The organism is Bradyrhizobium sp. TM239 (assembly GCF_036247985.1).
In the GTDB taxonomy this organism is placed as follows: Bacteria; Pseudomonadota; Alphaproteobacteria; order Rhizobiales; family Xanthobacteraceae; genus Bradyrhizobium; species Bradyrhizobium ottawaense.
The window spans coordinates 88889-103023 of record NZ_BTIR01000010.1 but is presented as its reverse complement, the minus strand read 5'-3'; the positions used below and the strand labels follow the sequence as shown (position 1 = coordinate 103023).

The 14135-nt window shown below is 64.5% G+C and carries 13 protein-coding genes; 5 read left to right on the top strand and 8 right to left on the bottom strand.

Annotated features, from left to right (window positions below; all coding sequences use genetic code 11):
- Window positions 1-12: 12 nt before the first annotated feature.
- The 4 genes from hutX to AABA84_RS17985 are packed head-to-tail and all read left to right on the top strand — an operon-like array spanning window position 13 to window position 2608.
- Window positions 13-528, top strand: a complete 516-nt coding sequence (hutX, locus tag AABA84_RS18000; protein ID WP_338312651.1) for a heme utilization cystosolic carrier protein HutX — start codon at window positions 13-15, stop codon at window positions 526-528.
- A gap of 26 nt (window positions 529-554) precedes the next feature.
- Window positions 555-1334 carry a tonB-system energizer ExbB gene (exbB, locus tag AABA84_RS17995; RefSeq protein ID WP_338312650.1) on the top strand — a complete coding sequence of 260 codons (780 nt, stop codon included), beginning with the start codon at window positions 555-557 and terminating at the stop codon, window positions 1332-1334.
- A gap of 3 nt (window positions 1335-1337) precedes the next feature.
- The gene (gene exbD, locus AABA84_RS17990) at window positions 1338-1778 is read left to right on the top strand and encodes a TonB system transport protein ExbD (RefSeq protein WP_338312649.1); all 441 of its coding nucleotides are present in this window, start codon (window positions 1338-1340) and stop codon (window positions 1776-1778) included.
- Window positions 1778-2608, top strand: coding sequence for an energy transducer TonB (locus AABA84_RS17985; protein WP_338312648.1), 831 nt, complete (start codon window positions 1778-1780; stop codon window positions 2606-2608). The genes exbD and AABA84_RS17985 overlap by 1 nt, the downstream gene beginning before the upstream one ends.
- 107 nt (window positions 2609-2715) lie before the next feature.
- On the opposite strand, the gene AABA84_RS17980 is transcribed toward AABA84_RS17985, so the two are convergent.
- From AABA84_RS17980 to AABA84_RS17950, 7 genes are all read right to left on the bottom strand, one after another.
- Entirely contained in the window at window positions 2716-4071 is a 1356-nt protein-coding gene (locus AABA84_RS17980; protein WP_338312647.1) for an esterase-like activity of phytase family protein, read from the bottom strand.
- 152 nt (window positions 4072-4223) lie between these two features.
- Window positions 4224-5216 (bottom strand): alpha/beta fold hydrolase, encoded by a 993-nt coding sequence (locus AABA84_RS17975; protein ID WP_338312646.1) that lies wholly within the window; start codon window positions 5214-5216, stop codon window positions 4224-4226.
- 102 nt (window positions 5217-5318) lie between these two features.
- Window positions 5319-6290 (bottom strand): MBL fold metallo-hydrolase, encoded by a 972-nt coding sequence (locus tag AABA84_RS17970; protein ID WP_338312645.1) that lies wholly within the window; start codon window positions 6288-6290, stop codon window positions 5319-5321.
- A 126-nt stretch (window positions 6291-6416) separates the two neighbouring features.
- Complete coding sequence (locus AABA84_RS17965) at window positions 6417-7319, bottom strand: carbohydrate ABC transporter permease (RefSeq protein WP_338312644.1); 903 nt, start codon at window positions 7317-7319, stop codon at window positions 6417-6419.
- The gene (locus tag AABA84_RS17960; protein WP_212248781.1) at window positions 7312-8268 is read right to left on the bottom strand and encodes a carbohydrate ABC transporter permease; all 957 of its coding nucleotides are present in this window, start codon (window positions 8266-8268) and stop codon (window positions 7312-7314) included. The genes AABA84_RS17965 and AABA84_RS17960 overlap by 8 nt, the downstream gene beginning before the upstream one ends.
- Window positions 8269-8433: 165 nt before the next feature.
- Complete coding sequence (locus AABA84_RS17955; protein WP_212248782.1) at window positions 8434-9780, bottom strand: ABC transporter substrate-binding protein; 1347 nt, start codon at window positions 9778-9780, stop codon at window positions 8434-8436.
- 83 nt (window positions 9781-9863) lie between these two features.
- On the bottom strand, window positions 9864-10907 hold the full coding sequence (locus AABA84_RS17950; protein WP_212248783.1) for a C-terminal binding protein: 1044 nt from the start codon (window positions 10905-10907) through the stop codon (window positions 9864-9866).
- 258 nt (window positions 10908-11165) lie between these two features.
- Here AABA84_RS17950 and AABA84_RS17945 point away from each other — a divergent pair, with 258 nt between their 5' ends.
- Window positions 11166-12851: a methyl-accepting chemotaxis protein gene (locus AABA84_RS17945; protein ID WP_338312643.1), complete on the top strand. Its 1686-nt coding sequence runs from the start codon at window positions 11166-11168 to the stop codon at window positions 12849-12851.
- Between the two features lie 157 nt (window positions 12852-13008).
- Here AABA84_RS17945 and AABA84_RS17940 read toward each other — a convergent pair whose 3' ends face one another.
- On the bottom strand, window positions 13009-13986 hold the full coding sequence (locus tag AABA84_RS17940; protein ID WP_338312642.1) for a Bug family tripartite tricarboxylate transporter substrate binding protein: 978 nt from the start codon (window positions 13984-13986) through the stop codon (window positions 13009-13011).
- Between the last annotated feature and the right edge of the window lie 149 nt (window positions 13987-14135).

Genomic DNA, 14135 nt, shown 5'->3' with positions numbered 1-14135 from the left:
GAGGAGCCGGACATGCTAAGGACCGATCTTGCCGACCTCAGGGTTCATATGGTCGACAATCCGGGCGCGGTGATCGAGGACGTTGCGCGTGAGCGCAACGTCAGCCCGCGCGCGGTGATCGAGGCGCTGCCATCCTCCATGGTGCGGATCGGTGGCGGCGAGCACTTTGCCGCCGCCATGCAGGACATCGCGGAGTGGGGCGAGGTCACGCTGATCGTGCACACCGATGATGCGATCTTCGAATTCACGGGCGCCATTCCCGCCGGCGAGATCGGCCGCGGCTATTTCAACCTGATGCAGCCGAAGGGTCTGCACGGCCATCTTCGCCACGAGCGTTGCGCAGGCGTCGCCTTCGTCGAGCGCCCGTTCATGGGCAAGTCGTCGGCCTTCGTCGCGTTCGTGAACGCCGATGGCGGCATCATGTTCAAGGTGTTCGTCGGCCGCGACGAGACAAGGGCGCTGCGGACGGATCAGCTGACGCGGTTCCGGCAGCTTGCGGCCCGGATCGCGGAGCAGTCGGCTGCGTAGCTTTCTCTGTCTGTCGGGAGATCAGGATGCAGGGCATTTTTGGGCTTCGGCGCGTGATCGGATCCATCCTGCTGGCTGCGCTTGTGCCGACACCGGCCTTCGCGATCGACGAAGCGCTGTTGCCGCGCAATCTGTCGCCCTGGGGCATGTTCGTCGGCGCCGACATTATCGTGAAGATAGTGATGGTCGGGCTCGCGGTCGCCTCGCTGGTGACATGGACGGTGTGGCTCGCCAAGACCATCGAGCTGCGTCGCAAGGGCGCGCTCGCCTTGAGGCGGACGCGCGCGCTCGAGGGCAACATGACGCTGGCCGAGGCATCGGCACGGGCCGGTGACGCGCACGACGCCGTCGCCCAACTGATCCAGTCCTGCGCCAGGGAAGCCGAGCTCTCCGGCGGCATTCTCGACGACGGCCTCCAGGAGCGGGTCGCGCTGCGGCTCGAGCGGGTTGAGGCGGCGATGTCCAGGCAGATCGCGCGCGGCACCGGCGTGCTCGCGACCATCGGCGCCACTGCGCCCTTCGTCGGCCTGTTCGGGACCGTCTGGGGCATCATGAACGCCTTCATCGGCATCTCCGAGAGCCACACCACCAGCCTCGCGGTGGTCGCGCCCGGCATCGCGGAGGCGTTGCTCGCCACCGCACTCGGCCTCGTCGCGGCGATCCCGGCGGTCGTGATCTACAATCATCTCGTCCGCGGCATCGCTAATTATCGCGCCCTGCTCGGCGATGCCTCGGCGCAGCTCATGTTGCTGGTCAGCCGCCAGCGCGACCACAGAGAATTCCGCCTGGCACGGGCGGCGGAGTAGGCCATGGGCGCAAAGCTCGGCGCACGCTCGCCGCTCAAGCGCGGCGACCCGGATGATCTCGACGTCACCCATGAGATCAACGTCACGCCGTTCATCGACGTGATGCTGGTGCTGCTGATCATCTTCATGGTCGCGGCCCCGCTCGCCACCGTCGATATCGGCGTCGAGCTGCCGGCAACTGCCGCCGAGCCGGCGCCACGGCCCGACAAGCCGGTCTTCGTCACCGTGAAGCCGGATCTCTCGATTGCGGTGGGCGAGGACGTCGTGGCTCGCGTTGGACTCAGCGCCTCGCTCGACGCCGCCACCAAGGGCCGCAAGGACGAGCGTATCTATCTGCGCGCCGACAAGGCGGTCTCCTACGGTGACCTGATGGAGGTGATGAACACCCTGCGCAACGCCGGTTATCTCAAGGTCGCGCTGGTCGGCCTCGACGGACGTAGCTGATGAGTGCCAACACCTTCGCCCTGCACGAGCCGCTTCGAGAGCGTGAAGCCACGCGCTGGGGCCTTTCGGCGGTGGTGATCGTGATGTTGCATGCGGTTGTCGCGCTGCTTGCGATGAATTGGATCAGGTCGCAACCGGAACAGGGCGTCAGCCTGCCGGCGATCATGGTCGACATGGCACAGGTGACCTCGGCGCCGCAGTCGACGCAGGATGATGTTGCGCCGGGACCGGTGATGCAGGAGGCCGACGCCTCGCCGCCGGAGCCCGTGCAGCAGCAGATGGCAGAGGAGACGATCGCGCCGACGCCGCCGCAGGAGAAGCCGGATGTCGTGGCGCCGCCGGAGCAGAAGCCGGAGCCGACCCCTGCCAGGCCGGAGCCCGCGAAGATCGTGCCGGTCGAAAAGCCGGCCCCGGTGAAGCCGAAGGTGGTTCGCCGCGAGGCCAAGAAGCCGTCGGAGGCGACGCCCGCGCCGCGCACCAGCGCACCATCGCGCGCCGAGCGCGAGGCGCCGATGGCATCGGCCCAGAGCGCCGGCGCGGCGGCCTCCGTGATTGCATCCTACAATCAACGCGTCCGCGCGCATTTGATGCGCTTTCACCAATATCCCAGCGGTGGCGGCGGTCAGCGCGGCGTTGCCAGGCTGAGCTTCACCCTCAGCCGCAGCGGGCAGGTCACGTCCAGCCGTATCGGCGGCTCGTCCGGCGTGGCCGCCTTTGATGCCCAGGCCATGTCGATGGTGCGTCAGGCCTCACCATTTCCGCCGGTGCCGGACGAGATCAGGAACGGGACCATGAGCTTTACGATCCCGGTGGAGTTCACGGTGCGGTAGTCGGCCGTCCCAACAAACTCAGCCGTCGTCCCGGACAAGCGCACCCTAAGCGCGCGCAGATCCGGGACGACGGCGGAGTTTGTGGCGGCTGAAGAGCGACCGTTGCCCTACTTCGCCTTCAGGAAATCCGCGACCTCGAGCAGCATGAACTCGTCGTCGTCGGCCTTGTTGGGATCGCGGCTGGAGGAGAACGGCAGATTGTTGTCGTTGCCGACGATGATGTGGGTGTCGTCGACGCGATCGACGTTCTCGATGGTGAAGAACGGGAAGGTGTAGACGCCGTCGTTGAGCGGCTTCCTCGCCTTCTTGTCGGGATCCTTGATCTTCATGAGGTCGATATAGCCGATCTTGCGCACGGGCTTGCCGACATTGGCCTCCGTGAGCTCGATCTTGTAGATGCGCTTGAACTTGGCGAGATCCGGGAAGCAGTTCTCGCCGCGCTGGCCTTGCGGGCAGGCCTTGTCCGCCGTGCCTTCGCCGTTGTCGCGCTCGATGATGAGGCCGGAGGCCTGATCGATCATGTTGAAATCGCCGATGGCGTTGCCGTTCTGCTCGAACACATACTGCCAATAGCGGCCGGTGAACTTCTCCGCAGCGACGTCGAATTCGAGGATGCGGGAGGCTTCCTTGCCGTCGACCTTCTCCCAGTCCTTCTTCTCGGCATCCCATAGCGGTCCCTCGAGCAGGCCGTAGAGGAACTTGCCGTCCTTGGAGGACGCAAAGCCCTCATAGCCCTTGGAGCGGCGGAGGTTGACGTTGGTGTAGGTCGCGCCCGGCGCACCCGGCGTCGCCACGGCCCAATTGTCCGGCGAACGCACCGGCTTGCCATCGGCCACCGTGTCGAACACGGCCAGGATCTTGCCCGATTTGTCGGCCTTCAGGATGTAGGGGCCGAATTCGTCGCCGATCCAGAAGGTGTCGCCGATGAGCTGGAAGCCTTCGGTGTCGAAGTCGGAGCCGGTGAGATAGCGCTTCTGCGTGTCCTCGTGCACGATGCGGAACGGGACCTTCTTGTCGGGATCGTGCAGGAAGATCGTTTCCAGCCGCTCGATCTTGCCGCCGGCCCAGTCCATCTTGTAGCGGTTCAAATACAGCATCGAATCCGGCGAGTTGGCGCGCGCGCCCATGCCGTTGTCGGTGATGACCCAGAAGCTGCCGTCGGGCATGGTCTTGATGCCGGAATGGCCCTGCAGCGGCTGGCCCTTGAACGGCAGCGCCACGCCGGTCGGGCGCTCATAGGACTTGCCCATCACGGTGCCGAGCGCATCGACGCGCTTGCCGGTGGTGTATTTGCCTGAAGTCTTGAGATCGGCGGGGGCATCGGCGGGGGCGTCGATGAAGGTGGCGGCCGGCATCACCACGTGGCCGGCGAGCTTGGCGGGGAATTCACCTTCGCTCTGCGCGAGCGCTGGGCTCGCGGCGAGAATGATCGTTGCGACGGTGGCAAGAAAAGTCGCGCGCATGTGCGTCTCCTGTTGGCGAACGCACGCGTTATGCGGATCGCGTGTTGCAGTTTTGTGAAACCGGGCCAAACGCCGCAGCGCTCTCCCGTACCCTGCCCGGATCCAGCGAGGCTGCCGCACATGCCGCAGCCTCGCGGCAACCCGGGCGGGCGTCAGGCAATCTTGCGGGCGAGGAAATCGCGGATCAGGGGCGTGACCTCGTCGAACCTGTCCTCGAGCAGGAAATGACCGGAGTTGATCAGATGAAACTCCGCCTGAGGCAGATCGCGCTTGTAGGGATGGGCGCCGTCCGCGGGAAAGATGAAATCGTTCTTGCCCCAGACGATCAGCGTCGGTGGCTTGTGCTTGCGGAAATAGGCCTGCACCGCCGGATAGAGCGGCAGATTGGTCCGGTAATCGTAGAACATGTCGAGCTGGACGTCGTTGTTGCCCGGCCGGTCCAGCAGCGCCTGGTCATGAACCCAGTTGTCGGGCGAGATCCGGGCCACGTCCGACATGCCGTCGGTGTACTGGAATTTGGTCGTCTCCAGCGTCAGCAGCTTCATCAAGGCCTGACGGCTCGTCGCTGACCCGTCGGCCCAGTATTGCTTGATCGGATTCCAGAACTCCTTCAGCCCCTCGTCATAGGCGTTGCCGTTCTGGATGATGAGGCCGCTGACGCGCTCCGGATGCTTCAGTGCCAGGCGCCAGCCGACGGGAGCACCGTAATCCATCACGTACATCGTATAGCGCTTGACGCCGAGCTGGTCGAGCAGGCCGTCGACGAGCTCGCCGAAGCGATCGAACGTGTACTTGAACGACTCGCGCGGTGGCATGTCGCTCTGGCCGTAGCCGGGATAATCGGGAGCGATCACGTGGTAGCGATCCGCGAGCGCCGGGATCAGGTTGCGGAACATGTGGGAGGAGGTGGGAAAGCCGTGCAGCAGAAGCACCACGGGAGCGTCCTTCGGCCCGGCTTCGCGGTAGAATATCTTGATGCCGTCCACGGTTTTGGTCCGGTGGTAAGTGACCGGATAGCCGCCGTCAGCGCGTTGTGGCTTCGCCGCGGCTGCTGGCGCCGCCGCTGCAACGGCAATTCCGGACAGGCCAAGGACGAGGTGCCGGCGGTCGAGGTTGGTCGATGGGCGCGTGCTTTCGGTGCTCATGTCGATCTCCAGTCAAAGTTTGTGATGATTTCGTGCATCGGCTGCCGCGAACTCGGGGCCGGTCCTGATTGAGTCGCGCTGTATCCCGGGGCCGGCCCGGTCCTACACGCCCTCGTAGACGAGCCTGGTGAAGAAGCCGGGATCGATGACGAACTGGCCGAATTTCGCGTCGAACGCCGCAGTGGGCTTGGCGGCAACCGTTTCGTCCCGCGTCTTTCCCTGCTTCTTGAGGTTGCCGACATTGTCTCGGATGGCGACCAGCATGTCGCGAAATTCCTGGAGCTCGGCCCTGTTGCTGACCGGCTTGCCGTGACCGGGAATGATGATCGTGTCGTTCTTCGCCACGGCCAGATTGGCGTCGGACGCCGCGATCATGCCGTCGATGCTGCCGCCGGTCGAATAGTCGATGAAGGGATAGATACCGTTCCAGAAGGTGTCGCCGACGTGCAGGACGTTGGCCTCAGTGAACATGACCGAAATGTCGCTGTCGGTATGTGCCGGCCCGTAATATTTCAGCGCGAGCGACGCGCCGTTGAGCTTGAGATGGTGCTCTTTCGCGAAGACCTGGGACGGGATGGCCTTGGCGGGCAAGGCGAGGAAATTGTAGTCCCAATCCTCGACGCGCTGAACCACGGAGAGGTGCTTGCGGGTGTTTTCGTGCGCAATGATCTTCGCGCCGGCCGCCTGCAGCCATTCATTGCCGTCGGCATGGTCGAAGTGCCAGTGGGTGTTGATCAGGTGCGCGACCGGCTCGTTGCCAAGCTCCGCCAGCGCCTTGCTGAGCTGAGGGCGTGAGACGCCGATGCCGGCATCGACCAGAAGCTTTCCGTCGGTGCCTGTGAGGACGGCAATGTTGCCGCCTGACCCTTCGAGGACACTGATATTGTTGCGGAGCTTGTGGGTCGCAATCGGCGACGTTGCCGCGCTATCCTTGATGAGGCTGACGAGGCCGCGCGCTTCGGCGTAGGCCTCGCGCGGCGTGAGCCATCCGGCGGAGGCGGCGAACGTCGCGCCGCCGACGCAACACAGGCAAAAGCTGCGTCGGGATAACGAATTGAGTTTTGGCGTTGCCATGCAATTCTCGCTTTCTGGAGCGAGTATCGGTAGCGCCAATGCTCCCCCCGCCGCCGGTGCAGCAGGTAGCACCAGAGCAGGCATGCGATCTATCGCGATTGCACGATCGTCGCGTGCAACCGCCGTCTACTCTTTGACCGCGCCGGTCAGCGAGGACACGTAATAGTCCACGAACAGCGAGTAGAAGATCGCGACTGGCAGCGATCCCAGTAGCGAGCCCGCCATCAGCGCGCCCCATTGGTAGACGTCGCCGGTGACGAGTTCGGTCAGGATCGCGACCGGCACGGTCTTGTTGGCGCCGCTCTGGATGAAGGCGAGCGCGTAGATGAACTCGTTCCAGGACAGCGTGAAGGAGAAAATGCCGGCCGAGATCAGCCCGGGCACCGCGAGCGGCAGCGTGATCCGCCGTAGGATCTGGAGCCGCGTGGCGCCGTCGACCAGCGCGCATTCCTCGAGCTCGTAGGGGATCGACTTGAAGTAGCCGATCAGGAGCCAGGTGCAGAACGGCACCAGGAAAGTCGGATAGACCAGGATCAAGGCAAGCGGTGAGTCGAAGAGGCCGAACTGCACGATCACGGTTGCCAGCGGAATGAACAGGATCGAGGGCGGCACGAGATAGGCGAGATAAATGCCGAGGCCCACATAGGGACTGCCGCGGAAACGCAGGCGCTCGATCGCATAGGCGGCGAGCGTGCTCGCGATCAGGGACAGCGTGGTCGAGCCGATCGCCACCGTCATCGTCGTCCACAGCCAGCGCGGATAGGCCGTGTCGAACAGCAGATGCTTGATGTGCGCCAGCGTCGGCGAGGAAATCCAGAACGGATTATGCTCCTTGTAGTTCAGCAGCTCCGCGTTCGGCTTGAACGAGGTGATCGCCATCCAGTAGAACGGGAACAGCAGGACCAGCACGAAGCAGCTGAGCGGCAAATAGATCATCATCAGCCGCCGCAGCCCGGAATCCCAAGCCATGGTGTCCGGTGCCGCTTTCGCGTCGGCCACAGTGGCGGTTTGCGCGACGGTGTCAGTCATTGGCCTCTCCCTGCTGCCATTTGCGGCGCGCCAGGCCGAAATAGGAGAACAGCGTCGCGAAGATCAGGAACGGGATCATCGACACCGCGATCGCCGCACCTTCGCCGAGCTCGCCGCCGGCGATGCCGCGCTGAAACGCCAGCGTCGCCAGCAGATGGGTCGAGTTGACGGGCCCGCCGCGGGTGATGGCGTAGACCAGCTGGAAGTCGGTGAAGGTGAAGATGATCGAGAAGGTCATGACGATGGCGAGGATCGGCATCATCATCGGGAAGGTGATGTAGCGGAAGCGCTGCCAAGCGCTGGCGCCGTCGAGCATCGCGGCCTCGTAGAGCGAGGGCGAGATGGTCTGCAGGCCCGCGAGCAGCGAGATCGCGACGAAGGGAATGCCGCGCCAGATGTTGGCGGCGATCAGCGAGAAGCGCGCCGGCCAGGGCGAGCCGAGGAAGTCGACATTGCCCGATCGCCAGTGCAGCACGTCGACCAGCAGGTAGGAGATGATCGAGAACTGCGGATCGTAGATCCACCAGAACGCCAGCGCCGAGAGCACGGTCGGCACGATCCAGGGCAGCAGGATGATCGCACGCAGGATGCTCTTGAACGGAAAATGGTTGTTGAGCAGCAGCGCGAGCCAGAAGCCGAGCGCGAACTTCCCGAAGGTCGCGATGCCCGTATAGACCACGCTGTAGAACACGGCGTTCCACCACAGGGGATCGGTGAGCAGATACTGGAAATTCTCCAGGCCCACGAAGACGCCGCGCCGCCCGATCGTGGTGTCGGTGAAGGCGAGCCAGATGCCGAGGCCGAGCGGATAGGTCAGGAACACCGAGAGCAGCCCGATTGCGGGCGCCAGGCACATCACGATCAGGAACGGCTTGTAGTCGAACAGCCGCACCAGCCACGACGGCTGCCGCTGCGCCAGTGCGGGAGAGGAAAGCGTGGTCACGGACATCAGTTTGTTGTCCTGTCTGTGAAAGTCACCACATCGTCATTGCGAGGAGCCGTGACAAAATTGCGGAGCAATTTTGCACTGGTGCGACGAAGCAATCCAGATTGTCTCCGCGGACACGCTCTGGATTGCTTCGCTTCGCTCGCAATGACGGACACTCTGTCGGCGCTATTTCTGCCGCCGGAAGTACCGCTTGCAGCGCTGCTCGGCTTCCGCGGCGGCGGCCTCCGGCGTAGCCGCACCGGTCGCAACGGACGCGCACATCTGAATCAGCACGTAGTCGGCGCTGACGGCTCCGGTCGCCGTCGAGATCGGGCCCTTGTAGCCGTCGTAGTAGGTGCTGTTCATCGTGTCCTTGAACAGCTTCACCTTGGGATCCTGCGACCACACCGCGGCCTCGGCATAGGCGGCCAGCGGCTGGGACCAGTAGCCGGAGTTGGCGTTGAGCCAGGGCTCGTACTGGTCTTTTTCCAGCATGTATTGCAGGAAGGCCTTTGCGGCGTTGGGGTACTGGCTGTGCTTGAACACCATGGCATTGAGCGTCAGGCCCGCCATCGGAGAGACCTTGGCCAGGCCCTTGGGCAGCAGCTGATGCTCGCTGTCCTCGGCGATCGCCTTGGTCGCCGGGTCGTTCTTGAGCGAGAAGTACAGCGAGACGCCATTGGCGGTCAGGGAGATCTCCTGCGAGGAATAGGCGCGGTTGTTGCTGACGTCGTTCCACGACGGCGTGCCGGCGATGAAGGTCGGGTACAGCTCCTTGACCCAGTTCAGCGCGGCGATCGTCTCCTTGCTGTTGATGACGACATTGCCTTCCTCGTCGAGCAGGGACGCGTTGTGCGACCACAGCGCCCAATTGGCGAAGCCGTTGCCGTCGCCCTTGGCGTTGCCGAGCGCGAAGCCGGCCGGCTTGCCGGCCTTGTGCAGCTTGCGGCAAAGGTCGACGACGCCGGCATGATCCTCCGGCACCTTGTCGAAGCCGACCGATTGCAGGATCGACTTGCGGTAGATCAGGGGACCTGCGGTGGCGCCGAACGGCAGGCCGATCCAGGACTCGCTCTTGCTCTTCTTGCCGTATTTCTGCGCCAGCGGCAGCCAGCCGCCGTAACGCTTGCCGAGATAATCGGCGACGTCGGTCAGCTCGATCAGCTTGTCGACGTAGATGTGGGGAGCGTCGGAGAAGCCGATGATGATGTCGGGGCCCGCGCCGGAGTTCGAGGTGACCGCGGTCTGCTGGTTGATGTCCTCCCAGCCGACGAAATCGACCTTGACCTCGACGCCGGTCTCCTTGGTGAACTTTGCTGCATTGGCGCGGAACACATCCTCGTCGGCCTGCACGAAGCGCACCGGGCGCAGCATGCGCAAGGATGCGCCCTTCTCGATCGCAAGCTTGGGCGCCGCCACGTCGGCGGCCTTGATCGTTGACGGCTGTGTTTGCGCTGCAGCACCGGTAGCAGCGAGCGTTGCAGCGGACAGGCCCAGCGCCAAGGCATCACGACGCGTGATGTCGTTCCTCATCAGTTCCTCCCTATGATGTCTCCTTCCCGGCGTTGATCGCCGGTGAAGGGCCGTTTCGCCTCTGGCGCCTTTGCGCCGGCCGCCTAGCTGTTCGGCCCGCGATCCATGCTGACGGGCTGCCAGCGGCGGAGCGTGGTGTCTTGCAGCACCGACGGATTGACGCAGCTTACCGGCCACATGCCCTGAAGCACCAGTGACAATTCGTAGCCCACGCGGCGCTTGCGCGCTTCGTCAAACCGTGCCGAGGCCGAAGCGACGTGAGCGGTCAGGGTCACGTTCTCCATGCCGAGCAGGGGATTGTTGTGCGAGGGCGGCTCCTTCTCCAGCACGTCGAGGGCCGCGTGTGCGATCCAGCCCTCCTGCAGCGCCTTGATCAGGCCCTCCTCGTCCACGGTGGCGCCGCGTCCGGTGTTGATGAAGATCGAGCCCTTCTTCATCTGCCGAAAGTGCTTCTCGGTCAGCATGTGGTGCACCTCGGGCCTTGCCGGCGCATGCATCGAGACGAAGTCGGATTGCGACAGCACCTCGTTCAGCGTCGCCGGGATCACGCCGTGGTCGTACATCAGCGTTTCCTGGATGAAGGGATCGTAGGCCATCATGCGCAGGCCGAACGGCGCCGCGCGTTTCGCAACTGCACGCGCGACGCGGCCGAACGAGACGAAGCCGAGCGTCTGGCCCATCAGCCTCGGAACCTTGAGCAGCGCCGGCCGGCCCTCGGCCCAGCGGCCGCTGCGCACCATGCGGTCCTGCTCGACCAGGCGGCGGAAGCCGGCGAGCAGCAGCATCATGGCGTGATCGGCGACCTCCTCGATGAAGGTGTCCGGGATGTTGGTGACGGGAATGCCGCGCGCGGTGGCGGCCTTGACGTCTACGCTGTCGACGCCGACCGAGCCGAGCGTGATGACCTTGCAGGTCTGCAGGCTGTCGATGATGGTTTTGGTGATCGGGATGCCCTTGGCATAGATGGCGTCCGCGGTCCTTGCGGCGGCGATGAACCCGGCCTCGTCGGCGGGGGCCTCGATGATCTCGGCGTCGATCGGATCGAGCGCTTCGCGCTCATAGGAATAGTCGCTGCCCGCGACCGTGAAGCTCGCGCCCTTCGGCGTCACCACCCTGTATTTCGGCATTTTCTCGCTCCCGATTTGGTTTGTCGGTTCTTGTTGTGACCCGCCTCCGCGGGCGGGCCTTTGCGTCTTTTACGCGAAATCGGGGCGGTCGCGTACAATCGTCGGTTGCCGGCGCGGGGATCAAGTGCCGTATTTTGCGGCTGCGTCCGGGCTTCTACGGAGGCACGTAAGTAACTTGCTAAGGCTCTCTCCCTAAAAGTTGTTTCGATTTCGATCGATCTGTCGCGCGCCCGTATCCCATTATTGCCGGAGCTAATCGTGAAATTGAGCAATCTGAAGATCGCCCCGAAGCTCGGCATCCTTGTCGGCGTCACCCTGTTCGGCCTGTGCATCTCCGGTGTCCTCGCCGGCTATCTGATGAAGCAGGAGATGGTGAATGCGCGCATCGATCAGGCCAAGGCGATCGTCGAGCTGGCACGCAACTACGCGGGCGCTCTGAAGAAGCGGGTCGATGCCGGCGAGCTGACGAAGGACGCGGCCATGGCCGATCTTCGGCGCTACGGCAATTCGATGACCTATGACAACGGCGCGGGCTACCTGTTCGGTACGTCGTACGACGGCATCACCCAGCTTGCGCCCGATCCCAAGCAGATCGGCGCCAACCGCATGGACGTCGTGACCAACGGCCGCAAACTGTCGGTCGAGCTGATGGACGGCGTCAAGGCCAACGGGTCGATCCTGCTGCACTATGAATATATGAAGCCCGGTCAGCCGACGCCGATCCGCAAGATCGGCTACGCGGTGGCGGTGCCTGGCTTCGACATGTATCTCGGCACCGGCGCTTATCTCGACGACATCGACGCCAAGATGGGCCCGGTCTATTGGATGCTCGGCTTTGCCATGCTCGGCATCTTCATTGTCGCCGGCAGCGTCGCCTGGCTGATCGGCCGCGGCATCAGCCGCCCGCTGGCGCTGCTTGGCGCCCGCATGAAAGATCTCGCCGACGGCAAGCTCGAGGGCGACATTCCCGGCGTCGGCCGCGGCGACGAGGTCGGCGCGATGGCCTCCACCGTCCAGATCTTCAAGGACAACGCGGTCCGCATCCGCGACCTCGAAAAGACCGAAGCCGATGCCAAGGAGCGCGTCGCGGCGGAACGTCGCAGCGCGATGGAGGGCATCGCCAACGACTTCGAACGCAGCGTCAACGGCATCGTCCGCTCGGTCTCCTCGGCCGCGGCTGGCATGCAGACGACGGCGCAGTCGATGACCGCGACCGCCAGCGACGCCTCTTCGCGCGCGGCGACGGTCGGCGCTGCCTCGCAAAAGGCCTCGGGCAATGTCGGCACGGTCGCGGCGGCCGCCGAAGAGCTGTCGAGCTCGGTTGCGGAAATCTCCCGCCAGGTCACCCGCTCGACCGAAGTCGCCAGCCGCGCCGTCAGCGACGCCGAGCGTACCAATGCCACCGTGCAGGTGCTGTCGACCGGCGCCGAGAAGATCGGCGAAGTCGTCAAGCTGATCCATTCGATCGCCGCGCAGACCAATTTGCTCGCGCTCAACGCCACCATCGAGGCGGCACGTGCCGGTGAATCCGGCCGCGGTTTCGCGGTCGTCGCCTCCGAGGTCAAGGCGCTGGCCAACCAGACCGCTAAGGCGACCGAGGAGATTTCCGCGCAGGTCGCGGCGATGCAGACCTCGACCAGCGACGCGGTCACGGCCATCTCCGGCATCACTCAGACCATCGCCGAGATGAGCGAGATCACCGCCGGCATTTCCGCATCGATCGAGCAGCAGGGCGAGGCGACCCGCGAGATCGCCCGCAACATCCAGTCGGTCGCGGCCGGTTCGAACGAGATCAACGCCAATATCGGCAGCGTCACCTCGGCCGCGGAAGCGACCGGCACGGCGGCAACCGACGTGCTCACCAACGCCCGCGAACTGGACAGCCAGTCCGGCGCGCTGCGCAGCGCCGTCGACGGCTTCCTCGCCAAGGTGCGCGCGGCGTAAGGCCAAACGCTCGAAATTCGTAGGGTGGGCAAAGGCGCGGAAGCGCCGTGCCCACCTTTCTTTTTTGCGACGGCCTAACGGTGGGCACGCTTCGCTTTGCCCAACCTACGAGAGCCGTGCCCCGGGCTCAGCGCCGCGTCCGGGACACGATACTTTCCTACTGCTTCTCGATCTTGGCGTTGGTGATCAGCTTCTCCCACAGCACGAGCTGCTCATTCACGAACGTGCCGAGCTGCTCCGGCGTGCCCGAAAACGCGTCCATGCCGAGGGTGGCGAGCTGGGCCTTGATCTCCGGCTTCTCGACGATCTTCCGGATCTCGGCGTTGAGCCTGGTCACGATCTCCTTCGGCATGCCGGCGGGGCCGAAATAGCCCTGCCAGGACGAGATGTCGAAATCCGGCACGCCGGCCTCCTGCATCGAGGGCAGGTTCGGCACCAGCGGCGAGCGGTCCTTGGTGGTGACGGCGAGCGCGCGAAGCGCGTTGCCGTTGACGTGAGGCAGGCCGGTCAGGATGTCGACGAACATCATCGAGACGCGGCCGCCCATGACGTCGTTGAGCGCCGGCGGCGAGCTCTTGTAGGGCACGTGCAGCAGGTCGAGCCCGGCATTGTGCGCAAAGGTCGCACCCGACACGATCGCGGAGGACGATCCCGAGGCGTAGCTCAGCTTGCTCGGATTGGCCTTGCCATAGGCGATGAGCTCGCCGACGGTCTTGGCCTGCACTTCCGGATTGACGACCAGCATGAAGGGCAGGTCGCCGGTGCGCGCGATCGGCGTGAAGTCCTTGACCGGATCGTAGGTCAGGCTCTTGAGCAGATAGGGATTGGCCGAATGCGTGGTGTTGGTCGTCACCAGCAGTGTGTAGCCGTCGGGGGCGGCCTTTGCGACATAGCTTGCGGCGAGCATGCCGTTGGCGCCCGCCTTGTTCTCGATCACGATGCCGACGCCGAGCGCCTGCGACAGATGCTGCGAGATCAGCCGTGTCGTCGTGTCGGTGCCGCTGCCGGCCGCGAACGGTAGCACCAGCGTGATGTTTCGGCTCGGCCAGGTATCGGCCCGCGCAGCGGATGCGGCGGCGAGGCACAACGCGGCCGCGCCGGCGGTCCACAGGTTTCGAATCAGCCCTGAAAGCATCTTGAGACGTTCCCTCTTTTTCGTTGGCGGGGAACCTAGCGTCTCTTCGTTGAAATCGGAAGACGGGAGTTAACTTGCTCCCGGACCCCGTGCCCCGGGCGCAGTGCAGCGCGCCGCCCTTCGCGGCGTGATGCGCTGCTGAACCGGGG

Bases quoted from the DNA above. Each gene is read 5' to 3' on its own strand.
- hutX (WP_338312651.1), top strand. From the start codon at position 13: ATGCTAAGGACCGATCTTGCCGACCTCAGGGTTCATATGGTCGACAAT.
- exbB (WP_338312650.1), top strand. From the start codon at position 555: ATGCAGGGCATTTTTGGGCTTCGGCGCGTGATCGGATCCATCCTGCTG.
- exbD (WP_338312649.1), top strand. From the start codon at position 1,338: ATGGGCGCAAAGCTCGGCGCACGCTCGCCGCTCAAGCGCGGCGACCCG.
- AABA84_RS17985 (WP_338312648.1), top strand. From the start codon at position 1,778: ATGAGTGCCAACACCTTCGCCCTGCACGAGCCGCTTCGAGAGCGTGAA.
- AABA84_RS17980 (WP_338312647.1), bottom strand. From the start codon at position 4,071: ATGCGCGCGACTTTTCTTGCCACCGTCGCAACGATCATTCTCGCCGCG.
- AABA84_RS17975 (WP_338312646.1), bottom strand. From the start codon at position 5,216: ATGAGCACCGAAAGCACGCGCCCATCGACCAACCTCGACCGCCGGCAC.
- AABA84_RS17970 (WP_338312645.1), bottom strand. From the start codon at position 6,290: ATGGCAACGCCAAAACTCAATTCGTTATCCCGACGCAGCTTTTGCCTG.
- AABA84_RS17965 (WP_338312644.1), bottom strand. From the start codon at position 7,319: ATGACTGACACCGTCGCGCAAACCGCCACTGTGGCCGACGCGAAAGCG.
- AABA84_RS17960 (WP_212248781.1), bottom strand. From the start codon at position 8,268: ATGTCCGTGACCACGCTTTCCTCTCCCGCACTGGCGCAGCGGCAGCCG.
- AABA84_RS17955 (WP_212248782.1), bottom strand. From the start codon at position 9,780: ATGAGGAACGACATCACGCGTCGTGATGCCTTGGCGCTGGGCCTGTCC.
- AABA84_RS17950 (WP_212248783.1), bottom strand. From the start codon at position 10,907: ATGCCGAAATACAGGGTGGTGACGCCGAAGGGCGCGAGCTTCACGGTC.
- AABA84_RS17940 (WP_338312642.1), bottom strand. From the start codon at position 13,986: ATGCTTTCAGGGCTGATTCGAAACCTGTGGACCGCCGGCGCGGCCGCG.